The organism is Flavobacterium sp. FlaQc-49 (assembly GCF_044005985.1).
In the GTDB taxonomy this organism is placed as follows: Bacteria; Bacteroidota; Bacteroidia; order Flavobacteriales; family Flavobacteriaceae; genus Flavobacterium; species Flavobacterium cupriresistens.
Map to the genome: position 1 here is coordinate 98,640 of NZ_JBIPCS010000009.1, position 20,755 is coordinate 119,394.

The following is a 20,755-nucleotide window of genomic DNA, read 5'->3' on the forward strand; positions in this document are numbered from 1 at the left end:
TAAATAGAATATGGAATTTTTAAGTTTTTTTAGAAAATTAGATAAAGAAAAAATAAAGCTAGTATTAATAGATGGTTCATTAAATATTAAAGCAAATTCTGAAATTGATCCTGAACTTATTTTAGAAATAAGAGAGAATAAGGCTGGTATTATTAAATATTTGGAAGGGTTAGAAAATGAAGATACGGTAGGTGAATTATTGAAAAAAATCACTCCGCATACCAAGGATGATGCTGCCCGTATTCCATTGTCTTTTAGTCAGGAACGTTTGTGGTTTTTAGATCAGCTGCAGGGTAGTTCAGAATATCATATTCCTATTGCATTGCGTTTGGAAGGAGAATTAGACGTATTGATTTTAGAACAAACCTTGCAGACCATTGTATCTCGTCATGAGGTACTTCGTACCATGCTGTTGTCAGAGGACGGGTTAGGTTATCAAGAAGTTATAAGTGAAAAGGACTGGATGTTAGACCAGTTTAAAATAGAAAGTGCATCATTATTTGAAAGTAATCTACAGGATTATTTAATGACCCCTTTTGATTTAGCAAAGGATTATAAATTAAGAGGAGGCTTATACGATTTAGGAGATCAAAAGTATATATTGGTGTGTGTCTTTCATCATATTGCCAGTGATGGTTGGTCTGAGAGTATTTTGGTGAATGAGTTCATGGAGCTTTACAGCGCTTTGCGATCTGGCCGAACTGCCGTACTTCCGGAACTTAGTTTACAATATTCCGATTATGCAATTTGGCAAAGAAAGTATCTGACAGGAACTGTTTTGGAATCTCAATTATCGTATTGGGAAGAGAAACTTCAGGGAGTGGCTACGCTGGCATTACCAACAGATTATGCTCGTCCATCTGAGCAGAGTACAGCAGGATCAAGTGTTTCTGTTGTTTTAAATAAAGAAATTAGTGAGTCTTTAAATATTTTATGCCAAAGAGAAGGCGTTACCTTGTTTATGGTGATGCTGTCTGTTTTTAAGGTATTGTTGTCGCGTTATAGCGGGCAAGATGATATCTGTGTAGGAACGCCAATAGCAAACCGTACCCAATCGGAGTTAGAAGGAATGATTGGCTTTTTTGTCAATACGTTGGCCCTTCGCAGTGATTTGGGAGGCAATCCAAGTTTCAAAGAACTTTTATCAGAAGTTAAAAGAACTACATTGGACAGTTATGATCATCAGTTGGTTCCATTTGAGAAGATAGTGGAGCGTGTGGTTACGACCCGCGACAGGAGTATGAGCCCTTTATTTCAGGTGATGTTTGTGTTGCAAAATACACCCGAAGGTTCAGGTGAATTAGACTTAAAGGATCTTACGCTTTCAAACTATGAGTTTGACACTGTTACTTCAAAGTCTGATTTAATGTTGAATGTATCCGAAAAGAAAAACGGTATTGCATTGGATGTGGTCTATTGTACCGCTTTATTTGATAAAGTGACGATTGATCGTATGTTACAGCATTACCAAGAGTTATTGGCAGGTATTGTGAATAATATCAACCAGCCAATAGATAGTCTTTTAATGCTTACTGCGAAGGAAGAAGATCAATTGTTGAATGTTTTCAATAACACAGCTGTTGAGTATCCAAAGGATAAAACCATAGTTGCTTTATTTGAAGAACAGGTTAAAAATACTCCTGATGCCATTGCGGTAGTTTATGAGGGAGCCAAATTAAGTTACAAAGAATTAAATGAGAAGTCGAACCAATTAGGATCTTATTTAAGAGAACAAGGTGTTGCACCGGATACTCTTGTAGGGATCTGTGTAGAGCGTGGATTGGAGATGTTGGTTGGAATTTTGGGAATCTTAAAATCAGGAGGTGCTTATGTGCCAATTGATCCGGATTATCCAGAGGATCGTATTGCCTATATGGTAGGTGATGCCGGAATTAATTTAGTATTGAGCAGTGCAGCAAGTCATAAAGTACTGGAGGAATACGCAGCTATTAATGTTGTATTGTTAGATACAGATTGGAATAAGATTTCGGGGTATTCTAAGGAAAATCAGGACATTGTAGTATCGCCGGATGATTTGGCTTACGTGATTTATACTTCAGGAAGTACAGGTAATCCAAAAGGAGTTTTAATTACCCATAGTAATGTTGTTCGTTTGTTTAAAAACGAATCCTGTTTATTTGATTTCGGAACTCATGATGTCTGGACGCTGTTTCATTCGTTTTGTTTTGATTTCTCGGTATGGGAAATGTACGGGGCCTTGCTTCATGGAGGCCGTTTGGTAGTGGTTCCAAAAGCAGTAACCAAAGACGCTATTTCGTTTAAGGAATTATTGATCACTGAAGGAGTCACGGTTTTAAACCAGACTCCGGGATCTTTTTATGCGCTTCAGGAAGCATTCTTATCCGAGAATTTTGATCATGCGATCAGATATGTGATTTTTGGAGGAGAGGCATTAAACCCTGTTTATTTACAAAATTGGAAAGTATTATATCCGTCTTGTAAAATGATAAACATGTATGGTATTACCGAGACTACGGTTCACGTTACCTATAAAGAGCTAACAAGTTCAGATATGTTAAGTTCGGTTAGTGCTATTGGTTCAGCGATTCCTACTTTAGGATGTTATATTTTAGATGCCAATCTAAATTTAGTACCGGTAGGCGTTATTGGAGAGTTATGTGTTGGAGGAGCAGGAGTTGCAAGAGGATATTTAAACAGAGAAGAATTAACGCAAGAGAAGTTTATAACAAATCCTTTTGTAGCAGGAGACCGCTTGTATAGATCAGGTGACTTAGGACGCTGGCTAGCTGACGGCAGTATAGAATATATTGGAAGAAAGGATAATCAGGTTAAGATTCGTGGGTATCGTATTGAATTGGGTGAGATCGAAAATGCTTTGTCCTTATTAGAAACAGTTACCCAATGTTGTGTATTGGCCAAAGAAGATACAGCAGGTAATAAACGTTTGGTTGCTTATGTAGTTTCAGAGAACAAACTAGATAAAACAGCTTTACAGGACCAATTAAAATTAAGTTTACCCGAATATATGGTTCCGATGATTTGGGTTGGACTGGATAAAATGCCTTTAACGTCTAATGGTAAATTGGACAAGAAAGCGTTACCGAATCCGGATAATTCAGATCTTTCTACCCAAGAGTATGTTGCGCCTCGCACAGAGACGGAACAACAATTGGCAGCTATTTGGCAAAACTTATTGGGAATAGAAAAAGTCGGAGTTTATGATAATTTCTTCGAATTGGGTGGTCATAGTTTACTGGCTGTTCAATTGATTTCTCGTTTACAGAAGTTAGATTTTCATATTAGAGTAAAAGATATTTTTGCAGGACCAACGATAGCTTTAATGAGTGAGAAGTTATCTTCTTTATCATTAGTGTATCGTGTTCCGGCCAATGGTATAACAGTTGATAGCGATGTTATTACCCCAGCAATGGTTCCTTTGGCTGATTTGAGTCAAAGTGATCTGGATAGCATACTGGCAACTGTGACGGGAGGCATTACCAATATAGCAGATATTTATCCTTTATCGCCGTTACAGGAAGGAATTCATTTTCATCATCTGATGAGTGATCCTAAAGAGGGAGATCCTTATGTGCTTCCAAGTTTGCTTTCTTTTACAGATCAGAGTAAACGAGATTCTTTTATTGAGGCCTTACAATTTGTGGTGAACCGCCATGATGTTTTACGTACGAGTATTTTAAGTTCAGGTTTACCAAGAGCCGTTCAGGTTGTTTTACGTGAAGCGCCTTTATGGGTTGAGCATTTAGAATTGGATCATTCAAAAGCAGTTTTACCACAACTCGAACTTCTGATAGCCCCTGGAGGATATTGGATGGATGTCACAAAAGCACCATTATTGCAGTTGAAATCAGCAGATGATACTCAGAATAGTTGTTATTATTTGATTGTATACCAACACCACTTGATAATTGACCACGTGGGTATGGAGAAAATCATAGCTGAGATTACGATGTATTTATCAGGAAATAAAGCCAGTTTAGGAGTTCCTGTTTTGTACCGTGATTTTATAGGTCATACTTTACATGCCCAATCAGTAAATGATGGAGCATCTTATTTTAAAATTTTATTTGGAGCAATCGAAGAACCAACCTATCCTTTTGGATTATCGAATGTTTTAGGAGATGGTAAGGGGATTGAAGAATCTCATATAGTGCTCTCCAAAGATTTAAGTACAGAATTACGTAAATTAGGTGTAATGCACGCCATAAGCCCGGCAGTTTTGTTTCATGCCGCTTACGGATTGGTAGTAGGGAAGTGTAGTAATAAGGACTATGCGATTTTTGGTTCTTTGTTCTCGGGAAGACTTCAAGGTTCTCTAGGAGCCGCAGATTCCTTAGGATTATTTATCAATACCTTACCGGTGTTATTGGAATTAAAAGGCAGCACATCAGAATATTTGAATCAGGTGAAAGGGCTGTTACAGGATTTATTGTCCTATGAGCAAACGCCTTTATCACATATTCAGGATTGGAGTGGGATAGGAAATGATAAAGCCTTTTTTAGTGCTATATTGAATTACCGTCACTCGACACCGTCTTTATCAGAAGAGGATCGTGCAAATGAGTTTGATTCGGGGATAACGGTTCTTGAAAATCAGGAACGCACCAATTATCCATTTACATTAAGTGTAGATGATTATGGAGATCATTTTAGTTTAACAGCTCAGATTGACCAGAGTATAGGAGCAGATCGTATCCTTGTTTATATGGAAAATGCTTTGAGAGAACTTTTAGAAGGTCTAAAAAGCGAAGAGTTAATTATAAATACTTTAACTGTTTTATCAAAAGAAGAGGAACATCAATTACTAAACGTTTTCAATAACACAGTAGTTGAATATCCAAAAGATAAAACAATACTTGATTTGTTTGAAGAACAAGTTAAAAATACTCCTGATGCCATTGCGGTGGTTTATGAAGGAGAAGAATTAAGTTATAAAGAATTAAATGAGAAGTCCAATCAATTAGGACATTATTTAAGAGAACAAGGCGTTCAAGCTGATACTCTTGTGGGTATTTGCGTGGAACGTAGTTTGGAGATGTTGGTTGGAATCTTAGGAGTCTTAAAATCAGGAGGCGCTTATGTGCCAATAGATCCCGATTATCCCGAGGATCGTATGGCCTATATGGTGAGTGATGCTGGTATAAATTTGGTATTAAGCAGCGCAGCGAGTTATAAAACAATAGCAGAACATACAAGCGGTAATGTTGTTTTACTGGACACGCACTGGGATAAGATCTCAAAATATGCAACAGAAAAATCAGGTATTGCAGTAGCACCGGATGATTTGGCCTATGTAATTTATACTTCAGGAAGTACCGGTAAACCTAAGGGAGTCTGTATTGATCATGTTAGCCTGTTTAATTTTTTACAAAGCATGATTGGCCGCTTAGAAATGGAAGACCTCAAGAGTTTTCTTTCGGTTACCACCTATACTTTTGATATCTTTTACTTAGAGTTTTTCGCGCCACTTTTGTTAGGCGCAAAAGTTATCGTTTTAAATAATGCAACTATCAGAGATGGCGATGAGCTTCAATCTGCTATCGCTCATTATCACCCTGATTTTATGCAGGCAACTCCATCGACTTGGCAAATGCTTGTTGATACGGGTTGGCAGAACAAGGAAGAAGTAAAGATTCTAAGCGGAGGAGAAGCGATCAAGGAATCCTTAAAAAACAGCCTTACTTCTATTAGTAAAGAGGTTTGGAATTTATATGGACCAACAGAGGCTACTATCTGGATTACAGCTCAAAAGTTAGATTTCTCGAAAAAAGTAATTATCGGTAAAGCCATTGCTAATGTTCAGTTGTACATATTAGATGATCATAATGCGATATTGCCTTGTGGTATAATTGGAGAATTGCATATTGGCGGAGCTCAGTTGGCTCGTGGTTATTTGAACAGAGCAGAATTAACCAAGGAGAAGTTTATTGCAAATCCATTTGTAGAAGCAGAGCGAATTTATAAAACAGGCGATTTGGCACGCTGGCTCGCTGACGGTACTATAGAATATATCGGCAGGAAAGACGATCAGGTAAAGATTCGAGGCCATCGTATTGAACTCGGTGAGATCGAGAACGCCTTATCTTCATTAGAATCTGTGATCCAGAGTTGTGTATTGGCCAAAGAAGATACAGCAGGTAACAAACGTTTGGTTGGTTATGTAGTTTCAGAGAACAAACTCGATAAAACAGCTTTACAAGAACAATTAAAATTAAGTTTACCCGAGTATATGGTTCCGATGATCTGGGTTGAACTGGATCAGTTGCCTTTGACTTCAAATGGTAAATTGGACAGAAAAGCGTTACCGGATCCTGACAGTTCAGATTTGTCCAGTCAGGCCTATGTTGCGCCACGTACAGACACAGAAAGACAATTGGCTGTTATCTGGCAGAACCTATTGGGTATAGAAAAAGTGGGGATTTATGATAATTTCTTCGAATTGGGCGGTCATAGTTTATTGGCTACCCGATTGGTATCGATGATTCGTAAAGAAATGGTTCTTGAGATATCAGTAAGAGAAGTATTTGAACATACAACTATAGCAACTTTAGGAGCTCATGTATCGGATCAATCCGAGGGAGTACTACTGCCGACTATTGTTTCAGAGGATCGTCCCGAGCGCATTCCATTGTCTTTCAGTCAGGAACGTTTGTGGTTTTTAGATCAGCTGCAAGGTAGTACAGAATATCATATTCCTGTGGTGTTACGTTTGGAAGGCGAATTAGAAGTATCGATTTTAGAGAAAACCCTGCAGACTATTGTATCTCGTCATGAGGTGCTTCGTACGATACTATTATCGGAGGCTGGTGTAGGTTATCAGCAAATAATACCTGCAGAAGACTGGATATTGGATCAGGTTAAAACAACAGAATCTTTATTAGAAAGCGCTGTTAAAACGTACCTTATAACACCTTTTGATTTATCCAAGGACTATAAGTTAAGAAGTTGTCTTTATGATTTAGGAAATCAAAAGTACGTACTGACTTGTGTGTTTCATCACATTGCCAGTGATGGTTGGTCAAGTGGTATTTTGGTGAATGAATTCATGGAACTTTACAGTGCCTTACAATCAGGAAGTGCTACAGCTACAGCTACAGCAACAGTTTTACCTGAACTTACTCTGCAATATTCCGATTATGCAATCTGGCAAAGAAAATATCTCGAAGGAGCTGTTTTAGAATCTCAATTATCATATTGGGAAGAGAAGTTACAGGGAGTGGCTACACTGGCATTGCCAACAGATTATGCTCGTCCTTCTGTGCAGAGTACAGCAGGATCAAATGTTTCTTTCGCTTTAAATAAAGAAATTAGTGAGTCGATAAATGCTTTAGCTCAGAGAGAAGGGGTTACCTTGTTTATGATGTTACTGTCTGCCTTTAAGGTTTTATTATCTCGCTATAGTGGACAGGATGATATTTGTGTGGGAACGCCAATAGCAAACCGTACCCAGTCAGAATTAGAAGGTATGATTGGCTTTTTTGTCAATACTTTGGCCCTTCGCACGGATCTTGGAGATAATCCAAGTTTCAGTGAACTTCTGGAAAGAGTAAAAGAAACTACATTGGAGAGTTATGACCATCAGTTAGCGCCATTTGAGAAGGTGGTAGACCGTGTGGTTACGACCCGTGATAGGAGTATGAGTCCTGTGTTTCAGACAATGTTTGTGTTGCAAAATGCCCAGTCAGGTTTAGAGCAAACAACAAGAGGTTTGCAAAACGTTAGCCTTTCAGCTTATGATTTTGATGTTGTTACAGCCCAATTTGATTTAACATTGAATGTAGCCGAAAGCAATAATGGTATTGTTTTGAATCTGAATTATTGTACCGCTTTGTTTGACAAAGCGACAATTGAGCGTATGCTACTGCATTACCAAGAACTGTTGACAGGTATTGTAAGTGATAGCAACCAGCCAATAAACACCCTGTCAATCTTGACTACAGGAGAACAGCACCAATTATTGGATGTTTTCAATAATACGGCAGTTGAGTTTCCAAAGGATAAGACATTAGTAACTTTATTCGAAGAGCAGGTTAAAAATACTCCTGATGCTATTGCGGTGGTTTATGAGGGAGCCAAATTAAGTTATAAAGAATTAAATGAGAAGTCGAACCAATTAGGATCTTATTTAAGAGAACAAGGTGTTGAGCCAGACACTCTTGTGGGTATCTGTGTAGAGCGTGGTTTGGAGATGTTAGTTGGAATCTTGGGAATCTTAAAATCAGGAGGTGCTTATGTGCCGATTGATCCCGATTATCCACAGGATCGTATTGCCTATATGGTGGATGATGCAGGTATGAAAGTGGTGCTAAGTAGCGCAGCAAGTCATAAAGTACTGGAGGAATATAGCGCTATTAATGTTGTACTCTTAGATACAGATTGGGAGAAGATCTCAAACTATTCAACAGAAAATCTAAGTGTTGTAGTAGCACCGAATCATCTGGCTTATGTGATTTATACTTCAGGAAGTACTGGTAGACCAAAAGGGGTGATGAACGAGCATGGTGGTATTGTAAATCGATTGTTATGGACGCAATCCCATTATCAGTTAACGGCTGAAGACACCATTCTTCAAAAAACTTCCTTTAGTTTTGATGTTTCTGTTTGGGAACTATTATGGTCTGTTATCTGCGGTGCTAAATTGGTTTTTGCGAAACCGGAAGGCCATAAAGATGCTGTTTATTTAAAAGAACTCATCGAGCAAAATAATATCACTACGATCCATTTTGTTCCTTCAATGTTAAGCGTTTTCCTTAGTTCAATTGAGTTAGGAGACTGTAGTTCATTAAAGCGTGTTTTATGTAGTGGAGAAGCCTTACAACTGGATCATGTTAGTCTGTTTAGAGAGAAATTTAATAATGTACGTTTAGATAATTTATACGGTCCTACCGAGGCAGCGATTGACGTTAGTTCTTGGGAAGTTCCTCTTAAAGGGGACTTGTCAGGAGTTTTAATCGGTAAACCGGTCGCCAATACCAGCTTGTATGTTTTAGATGAAGCACACGAACTTTTACCACTTGGTGTAACAGGTGAATTATGTATTGGAGGAATTCAGGTAGCCCGAGGTTATTGGAATAAAGAAGAATTAACACAAGAGAAATTTATAGCGAATCCTTTTATTGAAGGAGAAAGAATTTATAAAACGGGCGATTTAGCACGTTGGTTACCGGATGGAAATATAGAATACATTGGCAGAAAGGACAATCAGGTTAAGATCCGTGGTTTCCGTATCGAATTGGGTGAGATCGAGAATGTGTTGTCATTGTTGGAATCAGTTACCCAATGTTGTGTATTAGCCAAAGAAGATGCATCAGGAAACAAACGTCTGGTTGGTTATGTAGTTTCAGAGAACAAACTTGATAAGACTGATTTACAGGATCAATTGAAATTAAGTTTACCGGAATATATGGTTCCGATGATCTGGGTTGAACTGGATCAAATGCCTTTAACTTCAAACGGTAAACTAGACAAGAAAGCTTTACCTGACCCGGATGGTTCAGAATTATCCAGTAAAGAATATGTTGCGCCACGTACAGAAACGGAACGACAGTTGGTTGCTATTTGGCAAAATGTACTGGGAATAGAAAAAGTTGGAGTTTATGATAATTTCTTTGAAATAGGAGGAGATTCCATTATATCAATCCGATTGATATCAAAAATAAATGAAACGTTTAAGAAACGGATTCAATTACTCGATCTTTTTAAATACAGTACTATAGAGCGTTTTGCAATTTCAGCATTAAATGATGATACGCATGATGCTAAGACAGAACAGCTTTATCAAAGTGTCGATTCTGAGATAGAAAAACTGAGCTTATCTATTAGGAATTCTATGGAGAATTCAGATTTGATTGAAGACATTTACCCAATGACAGATGTTCAGCAAGGGATGATTATGGAATCATTAGTAGATCCGGGATTAGGTGTTTTTCATGATCAGATGACATTTCCTTTTAAAGATGATTCTTTTGATTTTGCTAAGTTTGAAAAAGCAATGGCATTATTAATCGAAAAACATTCTATTTTTCGTACGAGTTTTAATTTTTCAGATTATGAACAACCGGTTCAAATCGTATATAAAAATGTTTCTTTTGACATAGAACAAAGAGATTTAAGTTTATTTGATAAGAAGGAACAAGAAAGGAAAATTGAAGCATTTCTGATATCAGAAAGAGCCATTCCTTTTAGTATTGAGGAGGGAGCATTATATCGTTTTACTGTTTTTACTATTGACGCCCATACTAAGTTATTTGTATACCAGTTTCATCATGCTATTATGGACGGATGGAGTCTCGCTACATTTACGACGGAACTTTATAAAACGTATTTTGAGTTAAAGAAGGAAAATAATTCTTTTTCTTCCGAAATAGCTTGTAATCAGAGGGATTATATCATTAAAGAATTGATGGCTAAGCAAGATGTTGAGGCTATTTCTTTCTGGAAAGAAGAATTGACAGGATATAAATATTTGGATATTTTCTCAGAAGAAACACGAGTGACTGAGTATTACACCAAACGATATGATTTATCTTTTTTAAATGATCTGAAAAAACAATGTAAAGAGCATAATTTGACGCTAAAAAGTGTGTTTTTTGGGGTCTATATCTATGCACTAAAGCTGCTGACTCATGAAACAGAGCTAACGGTTGGTTTGGCGGCAAATAACCGTCCATCAGTCGAAGATGGGGACAAAATTTTAGGATGTTTTTTAAATACGATACCGGTACGCTATATTTTTGAATCAGAGGGAAGCTGGTTGTCGTATTTTAAAAGTGTCGAAGAAAAGATGAATGAAATAAAACGCTATAGTCATCTGACATTTTTTGAAATTAAACGTCTTATCGGAGTAGACAGAGATGATTCTTTTTTTGATGTATTGTTCAATTATGTTGATTTTCATGTGTATAATGAAATCACTCCGGAGAATTTTTCAACAGGAGTTTTACTTCCGGATACGAATGATGAGCATAAAGAGGATATAAAAAATAGTTCTTTTGAGCGAACAAGTTCAGGTCTAAATTTAACAATAAATTTAACTGGAACTACTGGATTTGAAGTTCAATATTCGATGTACAAAAATCTTAACTCAGAAATATCTTTAGAGCGTTTTCATTCTTATCTGAATAATATTTTAGATTGTTTCAGGAACAAACCTGAAGCGAGTGTAAGTATGGACTCGATTTTATCAAAAGAAGAGTCTGATCAGTTATTAGATGTTTTTAATAACACAGCTTTTGAATATCCAAAAGACAAAACGATCCTTGCTTTATTTGAAGAGCAGGTTAAAAATACTCCTGATGCTATTGCGGTTGTTTATGAAGGAGAAGAATTAAGTTATAAAGAATTAAATGAGAAGTCCAATCAATTAGGACATTATTTAAGAGAACAAGGCGCTCAGTCTGATACTTTTATAGGGATCTGTGTAGAGCGTAGTTTGGAAATGATGGTCGGTATTTTAGGAATCTTAAAATCAGGAAGCGTTTATGTACCTATAGATCCCGATTACCCATCAGATCGTATTGCTTATATGGTAGATGATGCAGGTATGAAACTGGTATTAAGTAGTGCAGCGAGTCATAAAGTATTAGAGGAGTATACCGCAATTAATGTTGTACTCTTAGACACGGATTGGGATGCGATTTCGGGATATTCAACAGAAAACTTGGGTATTGGAGTAACACCGGATGATTTGGCGTATGTGATTTATACTTCAGGAAGTACCGGCAGACCCAAGGGAGTGATGGTTACTCACGGAAACATTGTAAGTTTATCTACAAGTTGTGATTATCTCTCTTTAAATTCAGAAACAGTATGGTTGTCAACAGGTTCAATCTCTTTTGATGCGACTACGATAGAATTTTGGGGAACTTTATTAAATGGAGGACAATTAATAGTAGCCTCTATTAATACGCTTTTAAATTCAGTTAGTTTAAAAGAACTGCTTGTTGAACGAAAAGTCAATACTTTATGGATGACCGCTTCGTGGTTTCATCAGGTAGTAGAATCTGATTTATCTCTTTTTGAACCCCTTGATTATTTAATAGTAGGAGGAGATGTAGTTTTATTTAATTATACAAATAAGTTAAAAGAACTTTATCCGAATCTTAAAGTGGTTAACGGTTATGGTCCGACAGAAAATACTACTTTTTCAACGACTTATACCATTGATAATATAACGAACAAGAATCTTCCAATAGGAAAACCAATTAATAATAGCGTTGCTTATATTTTAGATGCCAATCTAAATTTAGTACCGGTAGGTGTTATTGGAGAATTGTGTGTAGGAGGTTCAGGAGTTGCGAGAGGTTATTTAAATCAGGACGAGTTAACTCAGGAGAAGTTTATCACAAATCCTTTTGTAGTAGGAGACAGAATTTATAGAACAGGAGATTTAGTACGTTGGTTAGCTGACGGAAATATTGAATATATCGGAAGAAAAGACGATCAGGTTAAGATTCGTGGTTATCGTATTGAATTGGGAGAGATCGAGAATGCTTTGTCATTGTTAGAATCAGTTACTCAATGTTGTGTTTTAGCCAAAGAAGATGCATCAGGCAATAAACGCCTGGTTGCTTATGTAGTTTCAGAGAACAAACTAGATAAAACAGCTTTACAGGATCAATTAAAATTAAGTTTACCGGAATATATGGTTCCGATGATTTGGATTGAACTGGATAAAATGCCTTTAACTTCTAATGGTAAATTGGACAGAAAAGCGTTACCGAATCCGGATAGTTCAGATTTGTCTAGGCAAGAGTATGTTGCGCCTCGCACAGAGACGGAAGAACAGTTGGCAGTTATTTGGCAAAACTTATTGGGAATAGAAAAAGTCGGAGTTTATGATAATTTCTTCGAATTGGGTGGCCATAGTTTACTGGCTGTTCAGTTGATTTCTCGTTTACAGAAATTAGATTTTCATATTAGAGTAAAAGATATTTTTGCAGGACCAACGATAGCTTTAATGAGTGAGAAGTTATCTTCTTTATCATTAGTGTATCGTGTTCCGGCCAATGGTATAACAGTTGATAGCGATGTTATTACCCCAGCAATGGTTCCTTTGGCTGATTTGAGTCAAAGTGATCTGGATAGCATACTGGCAACTGTGACGGGAGGCATTACCAATATAGCAGATATTTATCCTTTATCGCCGTTACAGGAAGGAATTCATTTTCATCATCTGATGAGTGATCCTAAAGAGGGAGATCCTTATGTGCTTCCAAGTTTGCTTTCTTTTACAGATCAGAGTAAACGAGATTCTTTTATTGAGGCCTTACAATTTGTGGTGAACCGCCATGATGTTTTACGTACGAGTATTTTAAGTTCAGGTTTACCAAGAGCCGTTCAGGTTGTTTTACGTGAAGCACCTTTATGGGTTGAGCATTTAGAATTGGATCATTCAAAAGCAGTTTTACCACAACTGGAACTTCTGATAGCCCCTGGAGGATATTGGATGGATGTCACAAAAGCACCATTATTGCAGTTGAAATCAGCAGATGATACTCAGAATAGTTGTTATTATTTGATTGTATACCAACACCACTTGATAATTGACCACGTGGGTATGGAGAAAATCATAGCTGAGATTACGATGTATTTATCAGGAAATAAAGCCAGTTTAGGAGTTCCTGTTTTGTACCGTGATTTTATAGGTCATACTTTACACGCCCAATCAGTAAATGATGGAGCATCTTATTTTAAGTCTTTATTTGGCGCAATCGAAGAACCTACTTATCCTTTTGGATTATCGAATGTTTTAGGAGATGGTAAGGGGATTGAAGAATCTCATATAGTGCTCTCCAAAGATTTAAGTGCAGAATTACGCAAATTAGGTGTAATGCACGCCATAAGTCCGGCAGTTTTGTTTCATGCCGCGTACGGATTGGTAGTAGGGAAGTGTAGTAATAAGGACTATGCGATTTTTGGTTCTTTGTTCTCGGGAAGACTTCAGGGTTCTTTAGGAGCCGCAGATTCCTTAGGATTATTTATCAATACCTTACCGGTGTTATTGGAATTAAAAGGCAGCACATCAGAATATTTGAATCAGGTGAAAGGGCTGTTACAGGATTTATTGTCCTATGAGCAAACGCCTTTATCACATATTCAGGATTGGAGTGGGATAGGCAATGATAAAGCCCTTTTTAGTGCTATATTGAATTACCGTCACTCGACACCGTCTTTATCAGAAGAGGATCGTGCAAATGAGTTTGATTCCGGGATAACGGTTCTTGAAAATCAGGAACGCACCAATTATCCATTTACATTAAGTGTAGATGATTATGGAGATCATTTTAGTTTAACAGCTCAGATTGACCAGAGTATAGGAGCAGATCGTATCCTTGTTTATATGGAAAATGCTTTGAGAGAACTTTTAGAAGGTCTAAAAAGCGAAGAGTTAATTATAAATACTTTAACTGTTTTATCAAAAGAAGAGGAACATCAATTACTAAACGTTTTCAATAACACAGGAGTTGAATATCCAAAAGATAAAACGATCCTTGATTTATTTGAAGAACAAGTTAAAAATACTCCTGATGCTATTGCGGTGGTTTATGAAGGAGAAGAATTAAGTTATAAAGAATTAAATGAGAAGTCCAATCAATTAGGACATTATCTAAGAGAGCAGGGAGTTCAAGCTGATACTCTTGTGGGTATCTGTGTGGAACGTAGTTTGGAGATGTTGGTTGGAATCTTAGGAGTCTTGAAATCAGGAGGCGCTTATGTGCCAATAGATCCCGATTATCCACAGGATCGTATGGCCTATATGGTGAGTGATGCCAGTATAAATCTGGTGTTAAGCAGCGCAGCGAGTTATAAAACAATAGCAGAACATACAAGCGGTAATGTTGTTTTACTGGACACGCACTGGGATAAGATCTCAAAATATGCAACAGAAAATTCAGGTATTGCAGTAGCTCCTGGTGATTTGGCCTATGTGATTTATACTTCGGGAAGTACCGGCAAACCTAAGGGAGTCTGTATTGATCATGTTAGCCTGTTTAATTTTTTACAAAGTATGATTGGCCGCTTAGAAATGGAAGACCTCAAGAGTTTTCTTTCGGTGACCACCTATACTTTTGATATTTTTTACTTAGAGTTTTTTGCGCCACTTTTGTTAGGCGCAAAAGTTATCGTTTTAAATAATGCAACTATCAGAGATGGCGATGAGCTTCAATCTGCTATCGCTCACTATCACCCTGATTTTATGCAAGCAACTCCATCGACTTGGCAAATGCTTGTTGATACGGGTTGGCAGAACAAGGAAGAAGTAAAGATTCTAAGCGGAGGAGAAGCGATCAAGGAATCCTTAAAAAACAGCCTTACTTCTATTAGTAAAGAGGTTTGGAATTTATATGGACCAACAGAGGCTACTATCTATATTACAGCTCAAAAGTTAGATTTCTCGAAAAAAGTAATTATCGGTAAAGCCATTGCTAATGTTCAGTTGTACATATTAGATGATCATAATGCGATATTGCCTTGTGGTATAATTGGAGAATTGCATATTGGCGGAGTTCAGTTGGCTCGCGGTTATTTGAACAGAGCAGAATTATCCAAGGAGAAGTTTATTGTAAATCCTTTTGTAGCAGGAGACAGAATTTATAAAACAGGCGATTTGGCACGCTGGCTCGCTGACGGTACTATAGAATATATCGGCAGGAAAGACGATCAGGTAAAGATTCGAGGGCATCGTATTGAACTCGGTGAGATCGAGAATGTGCTTTCTTCAGTATCAGGAATTACCCAGAGTTGTGTATTGGCCAAAGAAGATACAGCAGGTAACAAACGTTTGGTTGGTTATGTAGTTTCAGAGAACAAACTCGATAAAACAGCTTTACAAGAACAATTAAAATTAAGTTTACCCGAGTATATGGTTCCGATGATCTGGGTTGAACTGGATCAGTTGCCTTTGACTTCAAATGGTAAATTGGACAGAAAAGCGTTACCGGATCCGGATAGTTCCGATTTGTCTAGTCAGGCCTATGTTGCACCACGTACAGACACAGAAAGACAATTGGCTGTTATCTGGCAAAACTTATTGGGTATAGTAAAAGTGGGAATTTATGATAATTTCTTCGAATTGGGCGGTCATAGTTTATTGGCTACCCGATTGGTATCGATGATTCGTAAAGAAATGGTTCTTGAGATATCAGTAAGAGAAGTATTTGAACATACAACTATAGCAACTTTAGGAGCTCATGTATCGGATCAATCCGAGGGAGTACTACTGCCGACTATTGTTTCAGAGAATCGTCCCGAGCGTATTCCATTGTCTTTCAGTCAGGAACGTTTGTGGTTTTTAGATCAGCTGCAAGGTAGTACAGAATATCATATTCCTGTGGTGTTACGTTTGGAAGGCGAATTAGAAGTATCGATTTTAGAGAAAACCCTGCAGACTATTGTATCTCGTCATGAGGTGCTTCGTACCATTCTTTTATCGGAGGCTGGTGTAGGTTATCAGCAAATAATACCTGCAGAAGACTGGATATTGGATCAGGTTAAAACAACAGAATCTTTATTAGAAAGTGCTGTTAAAACGTACCTTATAACACCTTTTGATTTATCCAAGGACTATAAGTTAAGAAGTTGTCTTTATGATTTAGGAAATCAAAAGTACGTACTGACTTGTGTGTTTCATCACATTGCCAGTGATGGTTGGTCAAGTGGTATTTTGGTGAATGAATTCATGGAACTTTACAGTGCTTTACAATCAGGAAGTGCTACAGCAATAGCAACAGTTTTACCCGAACTTACTCTGCAATATTCCGATTATACAATTTGGCAAAGAAAATATCTCGAAGGAGCTGTTTTAGAATCCCAATTAACGTATTGGGAAGCGAAGTTACAGGGAGTGGCTACACTGGCATTGCCAACAGATTATGCTCGTCCTTCTGTGCAGAGTACAGCAGGATCAAATGTTTCTTTCGCTTTAAATAAAGAAATTAGTGAGTCGATAAATGCTTTAGCTCAGAGAGAAGGGGTTACCTTGTTTATGATGTTACTGTCTGCCTTTAAGGTTTTATTATCTCGCTATAGTGGACAGGATGATATTTGTGTGGGAACACCAATTGCAAACCGTACCCAGTCAGAATTAGAAGGTATGATTGGCTTTTTTGTCAATACTTTGGCCCTTCGCACGGATCTTGGAGATAATCCAAGTTTCAGTGAACTCCTGGAAAGAGTAAAAGAAACTACATTGGAGAGTTATGATCATCAGTTGGCTCCATTTGAGAAGGTGGTAGACCGTGTGGTTACGACCCGTGATAGGAGTATGAGTCCTGTGTTTCAGACGATGTTTGTGTTGCAAAATGCCCAGTCAGGTTTAGAGCAAACAACAAGAGGTTTGCAAAACGTTAGCCTTTCAGCTTATGATTTTGATGTTGTTACAGCCCAATTTGATTTAACATTGAATGTAGCTGAAAGCAATAATGGTATTGTTTTGAATCTGAATTATTGTACCGCTTTGTTTGATAAAGTGACAATTGAGCGTATGTTGCTGCATTACCAAGAATTGTTGACAGGTATTGTAAGTGATAGCAACCAGCCAATAAACACCCTGTCAATCTTGACTACAGGAGAACAGCACCAATTATTGGATGTTTTCAATAATACGGCTGTTGACTATCCAAAGGATAAGACATTAGTAACTTTATTTGAAGAACAGGTTAAAAATACTCCTGATGCCATTGCGGTGGTTTATGAAGGAGCCAAATTAAGTTATAAAGAATTAAATGAAAAGTCCAATCAATTAGGATCTTATTTAAGAGAACAAGGCGTTGAGCCGGATACTCTTGTGGGGATCTGTGTAGAGCGTGGTTTGGAGATGTTGGTTGGTATTTTAGGAATCTTAAAATCAGGAGGTGCTTATGTGCCGATTGATCCCGATTATCCACAGGATCGTATTGCCTATATGGTGGATGATGCAGGTATGAAAGTGGTACTAAGTAGCGCAGCTAGTCATAAAGTGTTGGAGGAATATACCGATCTTAATGTTGTACTCTTAGATACAGATTGGAATAAGATTTCAAACTATTCAATAGAAAACTTAAGTGTTGTAGTGGCACCGGATCATCTGGCTTATGTGATTTATACATCAGGAAGTACAGGTAATCCAAAAGGAGTTTTAATTACCCATAGTAATGTAGTTCGTTTGTTTAAAAACGAATCCTGTTTGTTTGATTTCGGAACTCATGATGTCTGGACGCTGTTTCATTCGTTTTGTTTTGATTTCTCGGTATGGGAAATGTATGGAGCCTTGCTTCATGGAGGCCGTTTGGTAGTGGTTCCAAAAGCAGTAACCAAAGACGCTATTTCGTTTAAAGAATTATTGATCAGTGAAGGAGTAACGGTTTTAAACCAGACTCCTGGATCTTTTTATGCACTTCAGGAAGCATTCTTATCAGAGAATTTTGATCATGCGATCAGATATGTGATTTTTGGAGGAGAGGCATTAAACCCTGTTTATTTACAAAATTGGAAAGCATTATATCCGTCTTGTAAAATGATAAACATGTATGGTATTACCGAGACTACGGTTCACGTTACCTATAAAGAACTTACAAGTTCAGACCTGTTAAGCTCGGTTAGTGCTATTGGTTCAGCAATTCCTACTTTAGGATGTTATATTTTAGATGCCAATCTAAATTTAGTACCGGTAGGGGTTATTGGAGAGTTATGTGTTGGAGGAGCAGGAGTTGCAAGAGGTTATTTAAACAGAGAAGAATTAACGCAAGAGAAGTTTATAGCAAATCCTTTTGTAGCAGGAGACCGCTTGTATAGATCAGGTGACTTAGGACGCTGGCTAGCTGACGGTAGTATAGAATATATTGGAAGAAGGGATAATCAGGTAAAGATCCGTGGTTATCGTATTGAATTGGGTGAGATCGAAAATGCTTTGTCCTTATTGGAATCAGTTACTCAATGTTGTGTATTGGCCAAAGAAGATGCATCAGGTAACAAACGCCTGGTTGCTTATGTAGTTTCAGAGAACAAACTAGATAAAACAGCTTTACAGAATCAATTAAAATTAAGTTTACCGGAATATATGGTTCCGATGATTTGGGTTGAACTGGATCAGATGCCTTTAACTTCTAATGGTAAACTGGACAAGAAAGCCTTACCGGATCCTGATAATTCACAGTTATCGAGTAAGGAGTATGTTGCGCCGCGTACCGATACAGAAAGACAGTTGGTGGAAATCTGGCAGAATTTACTAGGAGTAGAAAAAGTTGGAGTTTATGACAATTTCTTCGAATTGGGGGGGCATAGTTTATTGGTTACCCGTTTAGTATCTATCATACGTGACGAGTTGTCTATTGAAGTACCGATCCAAGAGATATTTAAATTTAGTACGGTAGATGAGTTATCTTCTTACTTACATTATAAGATAATTAACTTTAATGATTCTATAGATGAATTTAGTATGCATATTGAGCTATAATTTTAATACAGTTGGCTGCCGATCCGGATGTGCCAACTAAGAATCGATACTAAGGTTTGGATTTGATTGTAAAGCATGTATTTAAATTCAAAAATAGAAATAGCCTTCAAATTAGATTTTCAACAAAAAGCCAGCTCTCGAGCTGGCTTTTTCATTTTAAAATTGCACTATTATTTGGATTGTAGCCCAAAAGTTAAGTGGTTTTGAAAAACAATTATTAGGTAAGGATAAAAAATAAATTTATCTGTTGAATGAAATTATTTCAGAGTATAAAAAAACGAGCTTCTATTTTCGGAAAATCAAGAAAAAAAATTGAGACACTTTTTTCGCAATTGTAAGGGGCAATTTAAAATCGGAAATAACTATATCAGATTATTTAATGGTTTTAAAACAAGAATTTTAACAAAAAAAACCGCTTTAATTTTAGTTCAAAATATCAATAAACTCATATTTGAAAGATTAATTAATAATATCATAATTCTAATTAATTAATTTCATTTAATGAGGAATTTTTATCTTAATATATAGGATAATTTTGATAATATACTATCTTTAGGGCTGATTGCAAAATTATGTATTGGAGTAATTCTGGTTGCTCACGGCTATTTATATAAGGAAGAATTAACTTAAAAAGAAGTCTATAGTGAAACTTTTTTTTGAATGAAAAAACTTATAGGTCGGTTGATTAATATGCTGATTACTTGATGGTAAAGTAGGGTTTAAGGAGTGGGGTTTTTTGGTTTTCGTATGGTATTTTATGAGATCAAAAGCGCTTTATTCTTATTGAATTTTTGTGATTTAATACTGCCTTTTGGCTAGGGAGACGTAGCAGATATCAAGCGCTCGGTTGATTGTGATAGTTACAGAAAGTAAGTTAAAATAAAAGCTGATTTTCAGCAGGTTTAGAATGAAGTTTATTCGAGTATAGGGTTTCTATGATCTGGGTGGAACAAAGTAATATCCGATTAGCGTCTAATGTAAAAATTACGTAGGAAAGACTCGCCTGATTCTGATCGGTGAGCGCTATCTAATGAATATGTTGCTGCGTAAGAACAGCGTCAGTAATACAATTGATTGCCATTTGGCAGAGTATACTAAAAGGAGGGATTTAGGATAACTTCTTTGTGTTGGATGGTAATGATTTGCAAATGAATTGTTTGATGACTGATAATGTGTGCCGAATTAGAGAACTGTTTAAATTTAATTCGGTGGCTGAGTTATTGTCTTATTGACATTATAAGGCAATTAACGTCAATAGTTTTAAGGAAAGATATAGTATAAATAATAGTAAGGAATATTAGGTTATAATTTTAATAATAT

Annotated in this window: 1 protein-coding gene and 1 pseudogene; both read left to right on the forward strand. The window is 36.9% G+C overall.

All coding sequences use genetic code 11. From position 1 onward, the window contains the following. Positions 1 to 10 precede the first annotated feature (10 nt). The gene (locus tag ACHRV3_RS17735) at positions 11 to 19,435 is read left to right on the forward strand and encodes a non-ribosomal peptide synthase/polyketide synthase (protein WP_395442785.1); all 19,425 of its coding nucleotides are present in this window, start codon (positions 11 to 13) and stop codon (positions 19,433 to 19,435) included. A 272-nt stretch (positions 19,436 to 19,707) separates the two neighbouring features. Then, positions 19,708 to 19,927 (forward strand): annotated as a pseudogene (locus ACHRV3_RS17740) (transposase); the annotation flags it as partial. Between the last annotated feature and the right edge of the window lie 828 nt (positions 19,928 to 20,755).